Source organism: Pseudarthrobacter niigatensis (assembly GCF_030812615.1).
Lineage (GTDB): Bacteria > Actinomycetota > Actinomycetes > Actinomycetales > Micrococcaceae > Arthrobacter > Arthrobacter niigatensis.
The window spans coordinates 237,760-252,737 of record NZ_JAUSTB010000005.1; the positions used below are offsets into that span (position 1 = coordinate 237,760).

The 14,978-nt window shown below is 68.2% G+C and carries 13 protein-coding genes; 7 read left to right on the plus strand and 6 right to left on the minus strand.

The features are described 5' to 3' along the window. Positions 1-203 precede the first annotated feature (203 nt). From J2T23_RS10010 to J2T23_RS10030, 5 genes are all read left to right on the plus strand, one after another. Positions 204-965 carry a CPBP family intramembrane glutamic endopeptidase gene (locus J2T23_RS10010; protein WP_307359569.1) on the plus strand — a complete coding sequence of 254 codons (762 nt, stop codon included), beginning with the start codon at positions 204-206 and terminating at the stop codon, positions 963-965. A 51-nt stretch (positions 966-1,016) separates the two neighbouring features. Further along, a complete protein-coding gene (locus J2T23_RS10015; RefSeq protein WP_307359571.1) occupies positions 1,017-1,457 on the plus strand; it encodes a VOC family protein in 441 nt (146 codons plus the stop codon). Positions 1,458-1,479: 22 nt separating this feature from the next. After that, on the plus strand, positions 1,480-2,433 hold the full coding sequence (locus tag J2T23_RS10020; RefSeq protein ID WP_307359574.1) for a 1,4-dihydroxy-2-naphthoyl-CoA synthase: 954 nt from the start codon (positions 1,480-1,482) through the stop codon (positions 2,431-2,433). 12 nt (positions 2,434-2,445) lie between these two features. Next, positions 2,446-3,657: an AMP-binding protein gene (locus tag J2T23_RS10025; RefSeq protein ID WP_307359576.1), complete on the plus strand. Its 1,212-nt coding sequence runs from the start codon at positions 2,446-2,448 to the stop codon at positions 3,655-3,657. A 75-nt stretch (positions 3,658-3,732) separates the two neighbouring features. Then, on the plus strand, positions 3,733-4,614 hold the full coding sequence (locus J2T23_RS10030; protein WP_141182387.1) for a 1,4-dihydroxy-2-naphthoate polyprenyltransferase: 882 nt from the start codon (positions 3,733-3,735) through the stop codon (positions 4,612-4,614). Here J2T23_RS10030 and J2T23_RS10035 read toward each other — a convergent pair. Then, positions 4,611-4,922 carry a DUF4229 domain-containing protein gene (locus J2T23_RS10035; protein ID WP_210411367.1) on the minus strand — a complete coding sequence of 104 codons (312 nt, stop codon included), beginning with the start codon at positions 4,920-4,922 and terminating at the stop codon, positions 4,611-4,613. The two genes, J2T23_RS10030 and J2T23_RS10035, sit on opposite strands and share 4 nt — an antisense overlap. A 61-nt stretch (positions 4,923-4,983) precedes the next feature. On the opposite strand from J2T23_RS10035, the gene J2T23_RS10040 reads away from it, so the two are divergent. Together J2T23_RS10040 and J2T23_RS10045 are read left to right on the plus strand one after the other, a co-directional pair. Continuing rightward, entirely contained in the window at positions 4,984-5,373 is a 390-nt protein-coding gene (locus J2T23_RS10040; protein ID WP_141159445.1) for a PLD nuclease N-terminal domain-containing protein, read from the plus strand. Positions 5,374-5,378: 5 nt separating this feature from the next. Beyond that, positions 5,379-5,948, plus strand: coding sequence for a hypothetical protein (locus tag J2T23_RS10045; protein WP_246839845.1), 570 nt, complete (start codon positions 5,379-5,381; stop codon positions 5,946-5,948). A 10-nt stretch (positions 5,949-5,958) separates the two neighbouring features. Here the strand turns inward: J2T23_RS10045 and J2T23_RS10050 are convergent, their stop codons facing one another. The 5 genes from J2T23_RS10050 to J2T23_RS10070 form a co-directional block, all read right to left on the minus strand. Then, positions 5,959-7,464 carry a dynamin family protein gene (locus J2T23_RS10050; RefSeq protein ID WP_307359583.1) on the minus strand — a complete coding sequence of 502 codons (1,506 nt, stop codon included), beginning with the start codon at positions 7,462-7,464 and terminating at the stop codon, positions 5,959-5,961. Continuing rightward, on the minus strand, positions 7,461-9,329 hold the full coding sequence (locus J2T23_RS10055) for a dynamin family protein (protein WP_307359586.1): 1,869 nt from the start codon (positions 9,327-9,329) through the stop codon (positions 7,461-7,463). Before J2T23_RS10055 ends, J2T23_RS10050 begins: the two co-directional genes overlap by 4 nt. Before the next feature lie 95 nt (positions 9,330-9,424). After that, positions 9,425-10,471, minus strand: coding sequence for an IniB N-terminal domain-containing protein (locus tag J2T23_RS10060; RefSeq protein WP_307359591.1), 1,047 nt, complete (start codon positions 10,469-10,471; stop codon positions 9,425-9,427). 163 nt (positions 10,472-10,634) lie between these two features. Beyond that, positions 10,635-12,722, minus strand: a complete 2,088-nt coding sequence (locus J2T23_RS10065; RefSeq protein WP_307359594.1) for a LuxR C-terminal-related transcriptional regulator — start codon at positions 12,720-12,722, stop codon at positions 10,635-10,637. 1 nt (position 12,723) lies between these two features. Further along, on the minus strand, positions 12,724-14,862 hold the full coding sequence (locus J2T23_RS10070) for an Hsp70 family protein (RefSeq protein ID WP_307359597.1): 2,139 nt from the start codon (positions 14,860-14,862) through the stop codon (positions 12,724-12,726). Positions 14,863-14,978: the final 116 nt, after the last annotated feature.

The window sequence follows — 14,978 nt, forward strand, 5'->3', positions numbered from 1 at the left end:
TCCTTGTGGGTTGGGGGTTGGCCGCATCCGGTCTTCGTATGATCAAGCTCACAAAATTCGGCCTTTAGGCCTGGGGACCAGCAGATGTGAGGGTGAATCGGCCGAACTGCCGAAGCTTCACGCGGCCTGACCATCTTACAAGACGGTGTGGGGTGGTACGTGACGCGCACTACACGGCCGCCCCCGGCGATAGGCTTGGAGGCATGGCCACAGCCCACCGCTTACCGCCCGCCCCGCAGCCGCAGCTGTACCGATTTTCCCCGCTGGACCTGGCCACGCTGTGCCTCTACGTTGCCATCGCCGGCTTCTTCGCGGTGGCCGGCAACGTGCTCGCGCCCTTGCTTCGGCAGATCGCCCCATCCCCGGCAGCGGCGTCCTACGCCGTGAACCTGCTGTTTTATGCCTCGGTGGGAATACTGGCGCTCCTGGCGGCCCGCAGAGTGGTGGTCAGGGACCTCAAGGTCCTGGCAACCCGGCCATGGTTCACGCTGCTGATGGCGCCGGCAGCCGTCATCGCCATGATGATCCTCACCGCCGTGGTGGTGGCAGCCAACGGGCAGGTTGAAACCTCGGCCAACCAGGCAGGGCTGCAGGCACTGATGCAGCAGGTCCCGGCATGGCTCATGGTTCCACTGCTGGTGGTGGTGGGCCCGTTCGTCGAGGAGTACATTTTCCGCCACCTCCTCATTGGGAAGATGTCCCGCCGCGTGAACATCTGGATCTGCTGTGCGCTTTCCGTGGCGCTTTTCGCGGCCCTCCATATCGTGGGCCAGGAGGCAGTGACCCTGACTGCGCTGCTCCCCTACCTGGCGATGGGCGCCACACTGGTGTTCGTCTACATGTGGACCGGGAAGAACGTGATGTTCTCCTACTTCGTCCATGCCGCCAAGAACCTTCTGGCCGTGGTCCTGGTGTACGCCATTCCGCCGGAGCTGATCAACCAGATGCAGAACGTCCAGGCCTGAGCACCCGCACGGGACCTTCCCCAACGAGCCGGCCGCCCGTACCGTGGACGGATGGGACTGAACATCCAGATCGTCGTCGATTCCGCCAGCCCGCACGAACTGGCCGACTGGTGGGCTGAAACCCTGCAGTGGGCGGTGGAACCGCAGGACGCAGCCTTCATCCGCACAATGATCGAGCAGGGCTACGCCACCGAAAACCAGACTATGACGCACCGCGGGAACCTGGTGTGGAAGGACGGCGCCGCCATCCGGCCACCGGAAGAGATTGAGGCCAAGGATCCGCAGCGGCGCATCCTGTTCCAGACCGCACCCGAGGGAAAAACGGTGAAGAACCGGGTGCACTGGGACGTCCGGCTGGACGGCAGGGACAAGGATGAGGTGCGGCGCGAACTCGAGGCACGCGGGGCTTCCTTCCTTTGGTCTGCTCGGCAGGGACCGCATTCCTGGCACACCATGGCGGACCCCGAGGGCAACGAGTTCTGCATCAGCTAAGCACGATTACTAGACTTGGACGGTGAGCAACCAGATCCCCGCCCCGGTGTCCGACGTCTTCGATCCCACGCGCTGGCGGGTGGTCTCCGGCTTCGAGGACTTCCAGGACATGACCTACCACCGGCAGGTGGAGCGGGATTCCGCCGGCGGCTGGGTACGTGACCTGCCAACGGTCCGGATCGCATTCAACCGGCCCGAGGTCCGCAACGCGTTCCGGCCGGGGACCGTTGACGAGCTCTACCGAGCCATGGACCACGCCCGGATGACCCCCGACGTGGCCACCGTGCTCCTCACCGGCAACGGCCCCTCCCCCAAGGACGGCGGCCACTCCTTCTGCTCCGGCGGCGACCAGCGGATCCGGGGCCGGGACGGCTACCGGTACGCCGACGGCGAGACCCAGGAAACCATCGACCCCGCCCGTGCAGGCAGGCTCCACATCCTTGAGGTCCAGCGGCTGATGCGCACCATGCCCAAGGTGGTCATCGCCGTCGTCAATGGCTGGGCGGCCGGCGGTGGCCACTCACTGCATGTCGTGTCAGACCTGACCATAGCGTCCCGGCAGCACGGCAAGTTCAAACAGACCGACGCCACGGTGGGAAGCTTTGACGCCGGCTACGGATCAGCGCTCCTGGCCCGGCAGGTGGGCCAGAAGACGGCCCGCGAGATTTTCTTCCTGGCCCGCGAATATTCCGCGGAAGACATGGTCCGCGTGGGCGCGGTCAATGAGGCCGTTGACCACGAACGCCTGGAGGAGGTGGCACTGGAGTACGCCGCGGACATCGCACGGCAGTCCCCGCAGGCCATCCGCATGCTGAAGTTCGCGTTCAACCTGGCCGACGACGGACTGGCGGGCCAGCAGGTGTTCGCCGGCGAAGCCACCCGGCTGGCCTACATGACGGACGAAGCCGTGGAGGGCAAGGAGGCCTTCCTGCAAAAACGCGACCCCGACTGGTCACGCTTCCCGCACTACTTCTAAGGCAGGACGGCAATGAACAGCGAAGCCTCACCCAGGACGGGCCACGGCGGTCCGCTCAACATCGAACCGGCCCTGAAGGCCCTCGCGGCCGCCCTCCATGGCGAGGGCCCCGCCGTCGAACTGTCCGTGGGCCCGGACGGCGGCCTGATCGTTGGGCACGTCGAGACCCCCGGCTGTGACGACGCCGTGGCCGTGGTCCGCACGTCCGGGTCCACCGGGGCACCCAAGGCAACCCTGCTGACCGTGGAGTGCCTGGCGGCCTCCTCGATGGCCACCGCGCTGCGGCTCAAGGGCGAGGGCCAGTGGCTGCTGACCCTGCCCGTCCAGTTCGTTGCCGGCATCCAGGTGCTGGTGCGGTCCCTCTTTGCCGGCACCCGGCCCTGGGTCATGGACATGTCCGGCGGCTTCACCCCGGAGGCCTTCACCGCGGCCGCGCTGGAACTGACGGACAAGATCCGGTTCACGTCCCTGGTCCCCACGCAGCTCCAGCGCCTCCTGGACCAGCCCTCCCCCGAGACGCTCGCCGTGCTGCGGCGCTTCAACGCGGTCCTGCTGGGTGGCGCGCCTGCGTCCCCGGCCCTGCTGGCCGCCGCCCGCGATGCCGGAGTCCGGGTGGTCACCACGTACGGATCCGCGGAAACGTCCGGCGGCTGCGTGTACGACGGCTACCCTCTGGAAGGCGTCTCCGTCCGGGTGGCTAAAGACGGCCGCATCCTGCTGGGCGGGGACACCGTGGCCGCAGGGTACATCGAAGCCCCTGATGAAGAGACCGGGACGTTCTTCGAAGAGGACGGCGTGCGCTGGTACCGCACCAGCGACCTCGGCTCGATCGACGACGACGGCCGGCTCACCGTGCTGGGCCGGGCCGACGACGTCATCATCACCGGCGGCGTCAAGGTTTCCGCCGGTCACGTGCAGGAGCGGCTGGAACAGGACGACGCCGTCGCGGCGGCGTTCGTGGCCGGGGTCCCCTCCGCCGAATGGGGCCAGGCGGTGGCGGCCTACGTGGCGCTGGCACCCGACCGTGGAGCCGCCGCTGAAGCCGGACCCGGGCAGGAGGCAGGGGATCCCGCCGTCGCCCTTCAACAGCGCTGGCAGCAGGAGCTGGGGGTGCTGGCGCCCAAAACGGTCCGCACCGCGCCGGCGCTGCGGATGTTGCCGAACGGAAAGCCGGACCGGCTCGCCATGACCGCCGAACTCAGCACCCAGCACGGGGGAAAGTAGAGTGGACCTGCACCACCGCGGCGGGTGCGCACGTTCCATCCAGCCGTCTTACCGAAACAACACGAGGTACTAACCGTGGCAACAGCCGCCCAATGGATCCAAGGCGCCCGACTCCGGACGCTGCCGGCAGCGATCGCGCCGGTGCTGATCGGCACTGCCGCAGCCTATGAGATGGGCTCGTTCCTCCTGCCCAACGCCATCCTCGCGGCGCTGGTGGCGCTCCTGCTGCAGGTGGGCGTGAACTTCGCCAACGACTACTCGGACGGCATCCGCGGTACCGATGACGACCGGGTAGGCCCCCTGCGGCTGGTGGGCTCCGGCGCCGCCAAGCCGGAACACGTCAAGTGGGCTGCGTTCGGAACGTTCGCGCTGGCCATGGTGTTCGGCCTGGTCCTGGTGGTCCTCACCCAGGCCTGGTGGCTGATCCTGGTGGGCCTGGGCTGCGTCATGGCGGCGTGGGGCTACACGGGCGGCAAGAACCCTTACGGCTACATGGGGCTCGGCGACCTGTTCGTGTTCGTCTTCTTCGGCCTGGTGGCCACCCTGGGCACCACCTACACCCAGGCCGGGCACATCAGCCTTTCCGCGGTCATCGGGGCCATCGGTACCGGGCTGATCGCCACTGCACTGCTGATGGCCAACAACGTACGGGACATTCCCACGGACATGCAGGCGGGCAAAAAGACCCTGGCCGTGCGCCTCGGCGACAAGCACGCGCGCGAAAGCTACGTCCTGATGCTCGCCGTCGCGATCCTGCTGGTGGTCATCCTGGCACCGGGCCGGCCGTGGATCCTGATTGTGCTGCTGCTCATTCCGGCCTGCCTGATGCCGGCGTGGCTGATGATCAACGGCCGCAAGCGCAAAAGCCTGATCCCGGTGCTGAAGCAGACCGGCCTGATCAACCTCGGCTACAGCGTGCTGTTCTCACTGGGATTGATCCTCAGCCACGGGTTCTAGTTCTTCTTGCTGCTGCCCTTGGCGTTGTTGATGGTGATGTCCGGGTTGGCGTCCAGCAGGGCGTCCTCGGCGTTGGCGTCCTGGACCTCTCCGGCGGAGCGCAGCGGCTTGGCCTTCCCCGAGAACCGGTGCTGCAGGGCTGCGGAGGCAGCGTCGCGCTGCTTCTGGAAGAAGAGGTAGCTGATGGCGAAGGCAATGAGCGCGGCGCAGATGACGGCCATCAGCGCCCCGACCTGCAGGAGCATGAACAGGACGAACAGGGGCAGGAAGATCGCCAGGCGGATCAGGGAATATTTCAAAAAGGCCACTATTCAAGTTTAGCCGCCCCGGCCCGCGGCCCCTGCGCGTCCTGACGATAGACTTGATGGCATGCTCTTCCGTGTGGCTTTGGCCGTCGCAGTCCTCGTCATCTTTGTGTATGGCCTGGTGGACGTGATCCGCACTGAAGGCCGCCTGACCCGCGGGATTTCGAAACCCGCGTGGATCATCGTCCAAATTGTCCTGCCCGTCCTCGGTGCTCTCCTGTGGCTGCTGATCGGCCGGCCGCGGGGCTCTGCGCAGCCGCGGCCCAGCTACCCGCACCCCACCGCTCCGGATGATGACCCGGAATTCCTCCGCAACCTTGAGGCACGCCGCCGCAGCCAGGCTGAGGCCGAACGCCTCAGGAAACTCCGCGACGACCTCGAATCCAAGGCCAAGGAGGACGGCGGGAAGCACCAGCACGGCACCGACGAACACGATGCCGACGGACTGAAATAGCGCTCATGGCGTCCCCAGCCGGCGGCGAAGAACGGCGCCTGTCCGCTCCCCCACCAAGGCCCGGCCTGTCCCACTCCGCCCCACCGCCCATCCCGGCCAGCCCCGCGTTGCCGCGGACCGTCCGTGCCGCCCGCTCGCTCTGGCTCTTCAGCTTTGCCGCCGGACTGGCCGTCCTGCTGGGGTCCTTGGCAGCCCGGGACTCGAACCTGCGGCGGCTTCGCGGGGTGGTGGCGGACATGGCCGCAGGCCGCGACGCCGATTCGGTTGGAACCGCGGCGGACATAGTGTTCTGGGGCAGCATCGTTGCCCTGCTCCTGGTGACGGTGCTTGAGGCTGCTGTCCTGGCCGCCGTGCTGGGCCGCAGGGCATGGGCACGCTGGACATTGATTCCGCTGCTGGCCAGCCATCTCCTTGTCCTTTTTCTGGCGTCCGCCTTCCTGGTCCCCGCCGGTGCCGCCGGCAGCTACGTCGTGATGCTTTGGGGCGCCGGAGTGGTCCTGGCCCTCGCAGGGCTGGTGCTCCTGTTCCTTCCCCCTGCCGGAACCTGGCTCAAGGGCGGGCGCGGCCGGGCCTGAGCGCGGGCCCCTAGGCTGACTGCGGCTGCCGGGCCGTGCCGGTTTCGCTGCCGGTGCAATCCGCCAGGACGCCCTCGCAGCTGCGGATCACCACCCTGCAGACTTCCACGGCAGACCGCGCAGTCAAGGGATTTTCGGACACCCTGCGCCAGCGGGCCAGCACGCCGCGCGCCTCGGCGGCAAGCGCCTCCGGACCCGTGCCGGACGCCACGCCCAGCCGCTGGGATGCTTCGGCGCCCAGGCCCCCGATAAGCCGTTCGGCTTCCGCCGCAAGCTCCGGGGCCAACTCCACTCCCGACGTCCGCAGCGCGGCCAGCAACCGCAGCTCGCGGAATTCGTGCGCGTTGGCCTGCAGCCGCTCCAGGGACTCCGCCAGGCGTTCGGTCCCTTCCCGGGGCCGGCCGGCCAGCAGGCTTTCCACCGCTGCCAGCGCCGTCCTGGCCTTCAGTGCCTCTGCCCTCGCCAGGAACTGACGGTCCAGCAGCTCCAGCAACGGGTCCAGCCCGCTGCGCCTGGCCAGTTCGTGGGCCAGCGGGGTCGGGTCGCCAAGCCCGTTGCGGACCAGGACCACAGCCAGCCGGATGCCAAAGAGTCCGTAGCGTTCCAGCAGTGACGCACGGGCCTCTTCCGTCAGTTCCCGCGGTTCCGCCGAGCGGCGGAACCTGTCGGCCGAAAGCATCATCCTCTCGCGGGCAGTTCGATCAACGGTGGCAAGGAGCCGGAGGGCCTCGAAGTCCGCCTGGCGCAGGGTGCGGGCGCTTTGGGCCAGGAGCCCCGCCACGGGGACGACGCCGAGCGCGAGCTTGCGGAGGTTGGGGTCCCGGCTGTACCGTTCCGCGATGGCACCGGCGGACAGCAGCGAGTCGATTCGTCCGGCTCCCACTTCGTCCGCCCGCGACAGCACTGCAATCGCATTAACGGTGCCCGTGCGGCCGGCGGCCGTGTCGCGGAAGGACTCCAGGAAGCGGATGTCGGATGCGTGCAGGTGCCGCAGGAGGTAGACCACGGCATCAGCTTCCGACGCCGAATCCTCCGGAGTGAGGAACCTGACCGACCGTGCGGACACCTCCTGGGAGAGGGAGGCGATCCCGGGGGTGTCGATCAGGGTCATGGCCTGCAGTGCCGGCGAGGGCCATTCGACGTCGAGGCGCTCCACCTCGTCCGCCCGCGCACCGTCGAGGACGAAGACCAGGCGGCCGTCTGCGCGCTTCAGGGGAAGGTGACGGGGCTCGCCCACAACAGGGTGCAAGGTGATGCGCGGTGTGTGGCCATACCGGTACCAGGTGACAATCCGGGTACATTCGCCGGTGTCGGTTGGCGCGATTTCCTCGCCGATGATGGCGTTCAGCAGGGTGGATTTTCCTGCCTTCACCATTCCCGCAATGGCAATCCTCAACGGCTCGGCCAACCGCTGCGCATGGCCCTGCAGCGCCTGGATGGCGGGCGGGTCATCCGCATACACCTCGAGTGCCTCGCGGATCAGCCCTGCGGTTCCGGCCGTGGTGGACGCCGTCATCCGACCCCCGCCGCAGAACGGGCACCGGCAGCGGAAACTTCGGCAGACACCGCTTCCGCGGCGCGGTGCAGGGCATCCACCTTTTTGAGTTCAGCCTTGATGTCCTGAATGCGGCCCTCCCTTTCCTGGGCGTAGGAATTGGCTGCCTTCTGGGCTGCTGCCACCGAATCCGACAGGGACCGGTGGTATTCGTCGGCGATCTCGGTGAAGTGGTCCCGGATGGTGCGCTGCACCAGGCGCAACCTGTCCTTCAACTGCTTTCCCACCTGGAACGTCACATCGTCCAGCTGCCGCCTGACCAGCGCCTTGGCCTCCCCCTGCCGCCGCTTCAGCCGCGTTTCCTTGTCCTCCCGGTAGGCCTTGCGTCCCAGCAGCAGCCCGGCGCCCACCGAGAGCGGATTGATCAGGGCCATCCCGAAAATGCCGGTCAGCAGCCCAAACATCAGGACGCCTCCGTAGGACCCGCGCATACCGATGAGGACCTTCTGGATGGGGTTCACGCGGCCAGGGTCCAGCGCCGGCATCTCGTCCACCGGGTCCAGCGCGTCTCCGGACTCCGCAACATGCAGGACGGGCAGGGCCACCTCGTCGGCGGCAAAGTGTTCGGCCACCTGTGCCGCCAGCCATTGCGACCGCTCGCTGGTCCAGACGAACGTGTCCGAAACCGCTGCGGCAACGCATTCCTCCAGCCATTGGGAGAATTGCGTCCAGACCGGCCCTGGGTCGCCCTGGTCGATGGCCGTCTCGGCTTCCCTCTGGATCCGGCGCAGGCGGTCGCGGAGGTCGTATTCCATGTCGGCGATGAGGTCGTTGATGCCATCGCTGAGCGTCAGCTGCCACCTTGCCGAGCGCTTCCGCAGTTCGTCCGCCTCCGCCTTGGCCTGTTCCAGGGCTGCTAGCATCTGCGGGGTGCCGCGGGGGTTCTCCAGCGCCTCAAGCTCGGACTGCAGGGACAGGCGGAGGTTCTCGGTGACCGAGAGCAAGTCCTGGCTGACGGAGCGGCGCTGGATGCGCTGGGCCTTTCCCACGATCTCATTGCGCAGGTGGGCCACCAGGTCCGGGAAACCGGATTCACTGTTGAGCTCGGCGTCCTGCAGCCGTGAGGCCTCCAGGCGGAGGTCGGCCGACAACGGGAACAGCGGGATGTCAGGTGCCACCTGCTCCAGGTGGGCCCTGTCCAGCTCCTCGACGCGCCGCCAGTCCGGGTAGAGGTCTGTCTTGGACAGGACCGCGGCCACGCTGGGGGTAATCCGCATGGCCTGGCGCAGGAACCGCAGCTCCGGTTCCGTGTACTCCTGGGATGCGTCCGAGACCAGCAGCATGGCGTCCGCGGTGGGCAGGGCGGTGAGGGTGGTCAGGGTGTGGGCCGAGCCCATGCCGCCAACGCCCGGGGAGTCGATGATGGTGAGGCCGCCGGTCAGGATGCGGCGGGGCAGGCAGACTTCGGCTGCCGTGAGGTCGCGGCTGTTTCCCGGGTTGCCCTGCTCGGAGACAAGGGCCGGCAGGTCGGAAAGTTCGATGGGACGGCGCTCCACGCCGTCCTCCGCGGCCAGGCCGTGCGCGTCCCCGGCAGGGGTGTCCGTCGCGGGGACCAGGACGGCGGCCGAAGCCGGTTCGCCGTAGCGGACGATGGTGGGCAGGGAAGTGGCGATGTCGTCGTCCACCGGGCAGACCGGAGCGTTGACCAGGGCGTTAATGAGCTTGCTCTTGCCCTGTTTGAACTCCCCCACCACAATGACCCTGATGCTGGGGTCCTGCAGCCGGGCCATTGCCTGCTCAAGCCTTCGGCGGAGGTCAGCGCGGTCCCCGTCGCCCACCAGCTGGAGCCCCTGTTCCAGGAGCTTCACCAGCTGTCCGGCTGTCATGGGCCCCGGTGGCCTTACCGGTCCTGCCTCTGCCACAGCGTGTCCCCCTGCCCAGTGCCCGCCCGCGCGGCGGTTCGCCTTACGGAACTAGCGTGTTACAGCGCGGTGGAGTCGTCAACCACTGCATCATCGATGGCCGCATGGTTGTCCGGGTCCACATCAGTGTGCGTGGAGCTGTCCTCCGTGAAATCGAGTTGGTTGTCGGCGGCCACCAGGCTGTCCTCCGCGAGGCTCGTGGCCGGGTTGTCCTGGAAGGCGTCGTCCGCGTGGACTTCCACTGCCGTGGCCATGGAACTGTCCTGGTTGAAGGAATCGTCCACATCCACGGCACTGTTCGTGGAATTGTCGTTGAACGAGTTCCTGGCGTCGAGGTCCATGTCGGTACTGACGGAATGGTCCGAATAGTCCGGGTGGTAGGAATTGTCCGGGCTGTCGTTAAAGGAATCGTCCACGTCCAGGTCGAGGTCGGTATTGAAGGAGCCGGAGATGTCCGTCTCCTCGGTGCCGATGCTGACGTCACCGCCGGCATGGACGGAGTTGTCCGTGGAGCTATCGGTCGAATGGTCGGTGTTGTAGGAATCCCTGACGTTGTTGGAGTCCCGGACAGCGGCGTCGTCACCGGCGGCGACGGCACGGTCGCCGGAAGCCACCGCGGCGTGGTTGTCGAACCACTGCTCCACGTCCCCATCCGCCCAGATGTTCTGGTTGACGGACTGGTCCGTGATGGTATCCCGGTCGTCCAGCATGGTGGTCTGGGTGGTGTAGGAGAAGTGGTTCACCACGTTTTGGAGCTGCTGTACCGCGTGGGCATGGTCAGCCTGGTCGTAAGTGGCGCCGCCGTAACCTGCAGCCATCCCGCCGGCGTGGATGGCCGGGGCGTTTCCGGCGTGTGTGGCGGAAACAGCTGCGGACCCGGGCCACATGCTGCCGGCGTTTCCCCGGACGAAGGACAAGGCATTGAGGGTGATGGGCGCATAGTCGAGGACGACTGGCATCGCGGCGTCAACGTCGGCCGAGCACACGTTGGCCAGCCCGTGTTCCTCAAGCGCCCTTTCCGGGTTATCCAGGAACGCCTGGACCGCTTCCCGGTCCCCAAAAAGTTGCATGAGGAACTGGACAAGGTCATTTGCGAGCGTTGGCATATGCGTGGTCCTCACATCTTCATTGAGTTGTGGATCATCCGGTGAACGTATCCGAGTGTTTCAAACCTAGATACGTCGCCGGGGACAGGGCATCGGGCGCATCCCCCCTACCCGCGAATGCCGTTCCGGGGCGCCAGCACCTCCGCGCGTAGGGGTATTAGGGTTATTCCTGCTGTGGATTCAACTGCTGGGAATGCTCCACGCCAAGGGACAGGCGGAGGCGGGCCAGCAGGTCTGACCTGTTTTCCGCCCCCAGCCGGCGCCGGATCCTGGCGATGTGGTGCTCCGCCGTCCTGGGCGAGATGTAGATCGCCTCGCCGATCTCCCGGTAGGTCTTGCCCTCGAGCACCAGCCTGGCCACTTCCTTTTCGCGCTCGCTCAAACCGGACGCGTCCGGCTGGGCCCCTTTGCCTCCGTTGTCGGCACCGGTGCCGGCCTGCACTTCCGCTGCCCCCGACGCTCCGCCGGCGGGACTTCCCTGCGGATGAAGGTCCCGGGCGCACGAGAGCAGGCGCATCATGTCGCGCCGCTCCTCGGCACGGGCCGCGGCGTGGCCGGCGAGCCGGGCACCTTCCCATGGCATTCCCACCGCACCGAGCAGCCTTGCCGCGCCCTCCACCTCCGCGGTCCGGAAGCGGCCGGCCAGCACGGAGACCCAGGCTTTGCCCGCCGTGGCGAGGACGGCGGCGAGCTGGCTGTGGGCAGACGCCCGTGCCAATGCTGTTGCGTGCGGGGCGAGATCGGCCGGGCTTTCGCTCAGCAGCGCAGCCTGCACGGCGGACCAGTGCAGGGGAACGGCCCACAGAGCAGGGCCGCCCAGGCGCCCCAGCAGCTTCCAGGCGTCCTCCAGGTACTGCGCCACGCGGCGCGTCTCACGCAGCCTGGCGGCGGCGATGAGCAGTTCCCCCCACGGCAGCAGGTTGTACAGGTCCACTGATGTGTGGAGCATGGCTTCGCGCGCCCGTTCCCATGCCCTGATGAGCTCGGGAACGTCGCCGTTCCTGCGGGCAAGGCCCACTTCCAGGGCCGCGCTCATGAACTCATCGCGCGGGACCAGCGGCCAATGGTTTGCTTTGGCCGCTTCCGTGGCCGCCAGCCGGGCGTCCTCCGGTTTGTCCTGCATCATGGCTGCCCAGGCCTGGAGCAGCAGGAGCCTGGGCTGGGCAGTATGGCCGCCCTGCCCGGCTGCCGCGGCTGCCCGGCAGACGGTTTCGGCCAGGTGTGGTTCCCCGCTGTGCAGGGCCAGCAGGGCCGCCAGCGCGGCGGGCGTTTCGGGCAGTGGAAGGGTTGTGCCTGCAGAGTTCAGCATGTCCGAGGCGTGGATCAGGATGGGGATGCCCTGGTGCGGTTTGTCTCCCAGGGATGCGAGGATTCCCTGGCCGGTCTGCACGAGGGCGGCCGCGAGGAGCGTTGGCGAGGCCGCGGGAGCCTCAGGCTGGAAGAAGGCCTCCGCCGCTGCCCGGTCACCGGCGCCGATCATGGCGACGGCAGCGAGCGGCGCGGAGGGTCCCACCCGTCCCGGGCCCAGCCAGCTGTACACGTCCGCGCCCCGGGCCAGCATGCCGCGCTGAGCCCACACGGCAGCAGCGACGTCGGCGCCGCGGCGCACGTCCGGCGGATCCGGGCTGACCAGGAGGGCATCGATGATGCGGGCCGCTGCGTCGAGTTCCCCGTCACCAGCGGCGGCCTGGGCGCGCCGGGCTGCCAAGGCAAGCGGATCGGAGCCGGCCAGGAGTGCTTCCTCGTAGAGCTGCGATGCAAGGCGGGGGTCTGTTTCCAGCAGGGCGTCCGCCGCCTGCTCCAGTTCCGCAGCCACCCGGGGATCCGCCAGGCCGCCCCTGGCCAACTCGCGGGCCAGGTTGCCAAGTGGTTGGCCCGCGGACGCGAAAACCGTCACCAGCTCGCGCTGGAGCGCGTGGACTTTGGCGGTGGGCGCGGCACTCAGCAGCGCGTGCTGGGCGGTCCCTACCACCGTGCCGTCCGGCGTCAGCAGTCCGGCGGCTTCGGCGCGGTCCACCAGGGAATCGAGGTCCTCCACGGTGCCACTCATCAACTTGTGCTGGAGGTCCGCGGGCAGCGGGCCGGGCAGGGCGAAGCCAACCGAAAGCGCCAGCAGCAGCTCCCGCAGGGCAGCGTTCGCGCCTTTCAGCTGTTTGGCCATCAGCTCCGCCACATGGGGTGGGTGCCCCTGGTGGTCCGGTGCGGTGTGCAGTGGTACGGGCCGCTCTGCCCGCTGCAGGTTTCCATCCATGTCAGGCCCCCGGTGAGGTGGTCGAGGCCGTTGCGACGGCAGTTTCAATGGGACTGGCGGTGGCGTCCTCCGGAGTGGGTGACGGTGCAACGGCCGGGGTGGGCGTCAGGTCAGCCGTAGGCGAAACGACGGGATCACCTGTCGGGTCCGGGGCCGCCAGGGTGGTGGGCACTACGGTCGGCGTTGGTTCCCCGGTGCCGGGGGACGACGTGCCGGGATCAGGGGTAGGGGTGCCGGAACCCGACGGATCGCCGGTGCCGCTGGGCGACGGCGTGCCCGGGTCCGTCGTTGTTGGCTGGGTGGTGTCCGTGGGTGTGGGCGTCGCAGGGTCCGGCGACGCCGTGTCAACCGGGGCGGGGCCTGTTGGGGCGGCCTCGGCGGTGCCCGGCGGCATTGCCGGACCCACGGTGGCTGAATCAGGAATGATACCCGTCCCTGTTGCACCCGCGTCGGCTCCGGGAGGAGGATTCCCGCCGGCGGCTGCCGCACCGCCCGGGTTTGCTCCGCCCACGGCCGCTTCTCCGCCGGACGCCTGCCGCGTGGTGGGTGAGGCGGATACGTCAAGTCCGGGTACCTGCCCGATTGGCTTCCGGACACTCGCTTCGATGCCTGCCAGCGGCTGGGGCGCATCCACCGTTGGTGTCGCGCCTGCACCCGGAGTTGCCTGGCCGGTGGAGCCGCCCTCCGTGCTGGCGCCGGCCTGCGGGACGAACATGGCGGTCAGGCTTCCAAAGCCGTCGGGACTTTGCGCGGCAGTTGCCGTAAGGACCGTCAGGAGTGCAGCCGCCGCGGCGACGGCAGTGATGCGGACGGTGGGTTTCGGTGCATGGGCGCCCCTTCCACCGTGCCACTCACGCCCGCTGGCGCCATGCCCAGGCCCGGCTCCCGCCGTCGCATATTTGCGCGACCAGCTGGGCATCGCCGGTCCGGTCGGGGCGGGTGGCACGGCCGGGGGTACGACGCCGGCCGGCGCCCCTTCGCTGCGCGCATCAGTCCGTGCCGCAAGGGCTTCCTTGGCTTCAGTTCCCGCCGGTGCCGCCGTTTCCAGGGCTGCTGCGGTATGGGCCAGAAGCGCCGCCACGGCCGCCCCCAGGCAGATGGAGGACTTGGGGTCCGCGTCCACTGCTATGGGCCGGTCCAGCTCCTCTGAGACCACCTGGGCCACCAGCGGGATCCGCGACGAACCGCCGATCAGCAGCACCGTCGACAGGTCCGCCGGCGCAAGGTGGAGCTGGGCCAGGGAGTGTTCGAGCGCGTCCACCGTTTCCCGCACGGGCTCTTCGATCAGGGCCTCAAACTCTGAACGGACCAGGCGGACCTGCTGCTGCACGCCCGGCAGGAGCACCGGAATGCTTGCCTCGCTGTCCGCAGACAGGGCTTCCTTGGCTTCCACGCATTCGCGCCGGAGCCGGGCCAGGGCGCCGAGGACCGCGGGATCGGTGGCATCAAGGTCCGCCAGGGCATTGCCGGTATGGGCGGCGACGTAGCTGAAGACCGCAGCGTCGAAATCGGCGCCGCCGAGGTCTTCAATGCCCTCGGGGCGGCCAAGCAGTTCGAAGCGGCTGGTGCCGGCCTTCCTGAGGACGGCGGTGTCGAAGGTGCCCCCGCCGAGGTCGTACACGGCGATGGTGCTGCCTTCCTCCACGCGCACCTGGGATGCGTAGTGCAGTGCGGCGGCCTCGGGTTCGGGGAGGAGGGTCACGTTCTGCACGCCGTGGGCGGTGAGGGCCTCGCGGATCACGGACAGCCGGTGGCTGCCCCAGGCGGCCGGGTGGGTCAGGTAGACGGCCGACGCCGGACCGCCCTCGCGTTCTGCGGCCCGGTCTGCAACCCAACGGGCGACGGTGGCGAAGACGTCCTCCGGCTGCAGTGACAGGGTGCCAAGGATGATGGGCACGTCGTCGCCGATGCGGCGTTTGAATTCACGGGCAACGCGTTCCGGTGAGTCCAGTCCGCGGCGTTCCGCAGCCTCGCCCACCAGGACGGTGCCTTCCTCCGGGAAGTAGACCACGGAGGGGATGGAAGCTCCACGCGCGCCCAGGGGCAGGCACTCGGGCACAGCGGAAGGACCTTGGTGAAAGCGAACCACGGCGGCTGCCGTGAAACTGGTCCCGACGTCTACGGCGAGTGCGTAGCTCATTGTTACCTCGGAAGGCTGGCCGTCCACATGCAAGCTTCATCACAGTGAACGTCACCAACGTAGCATTCCGAGGGACCCGGGGACAGCCCTGTTGCTACATCGCATGGTTATTTGGC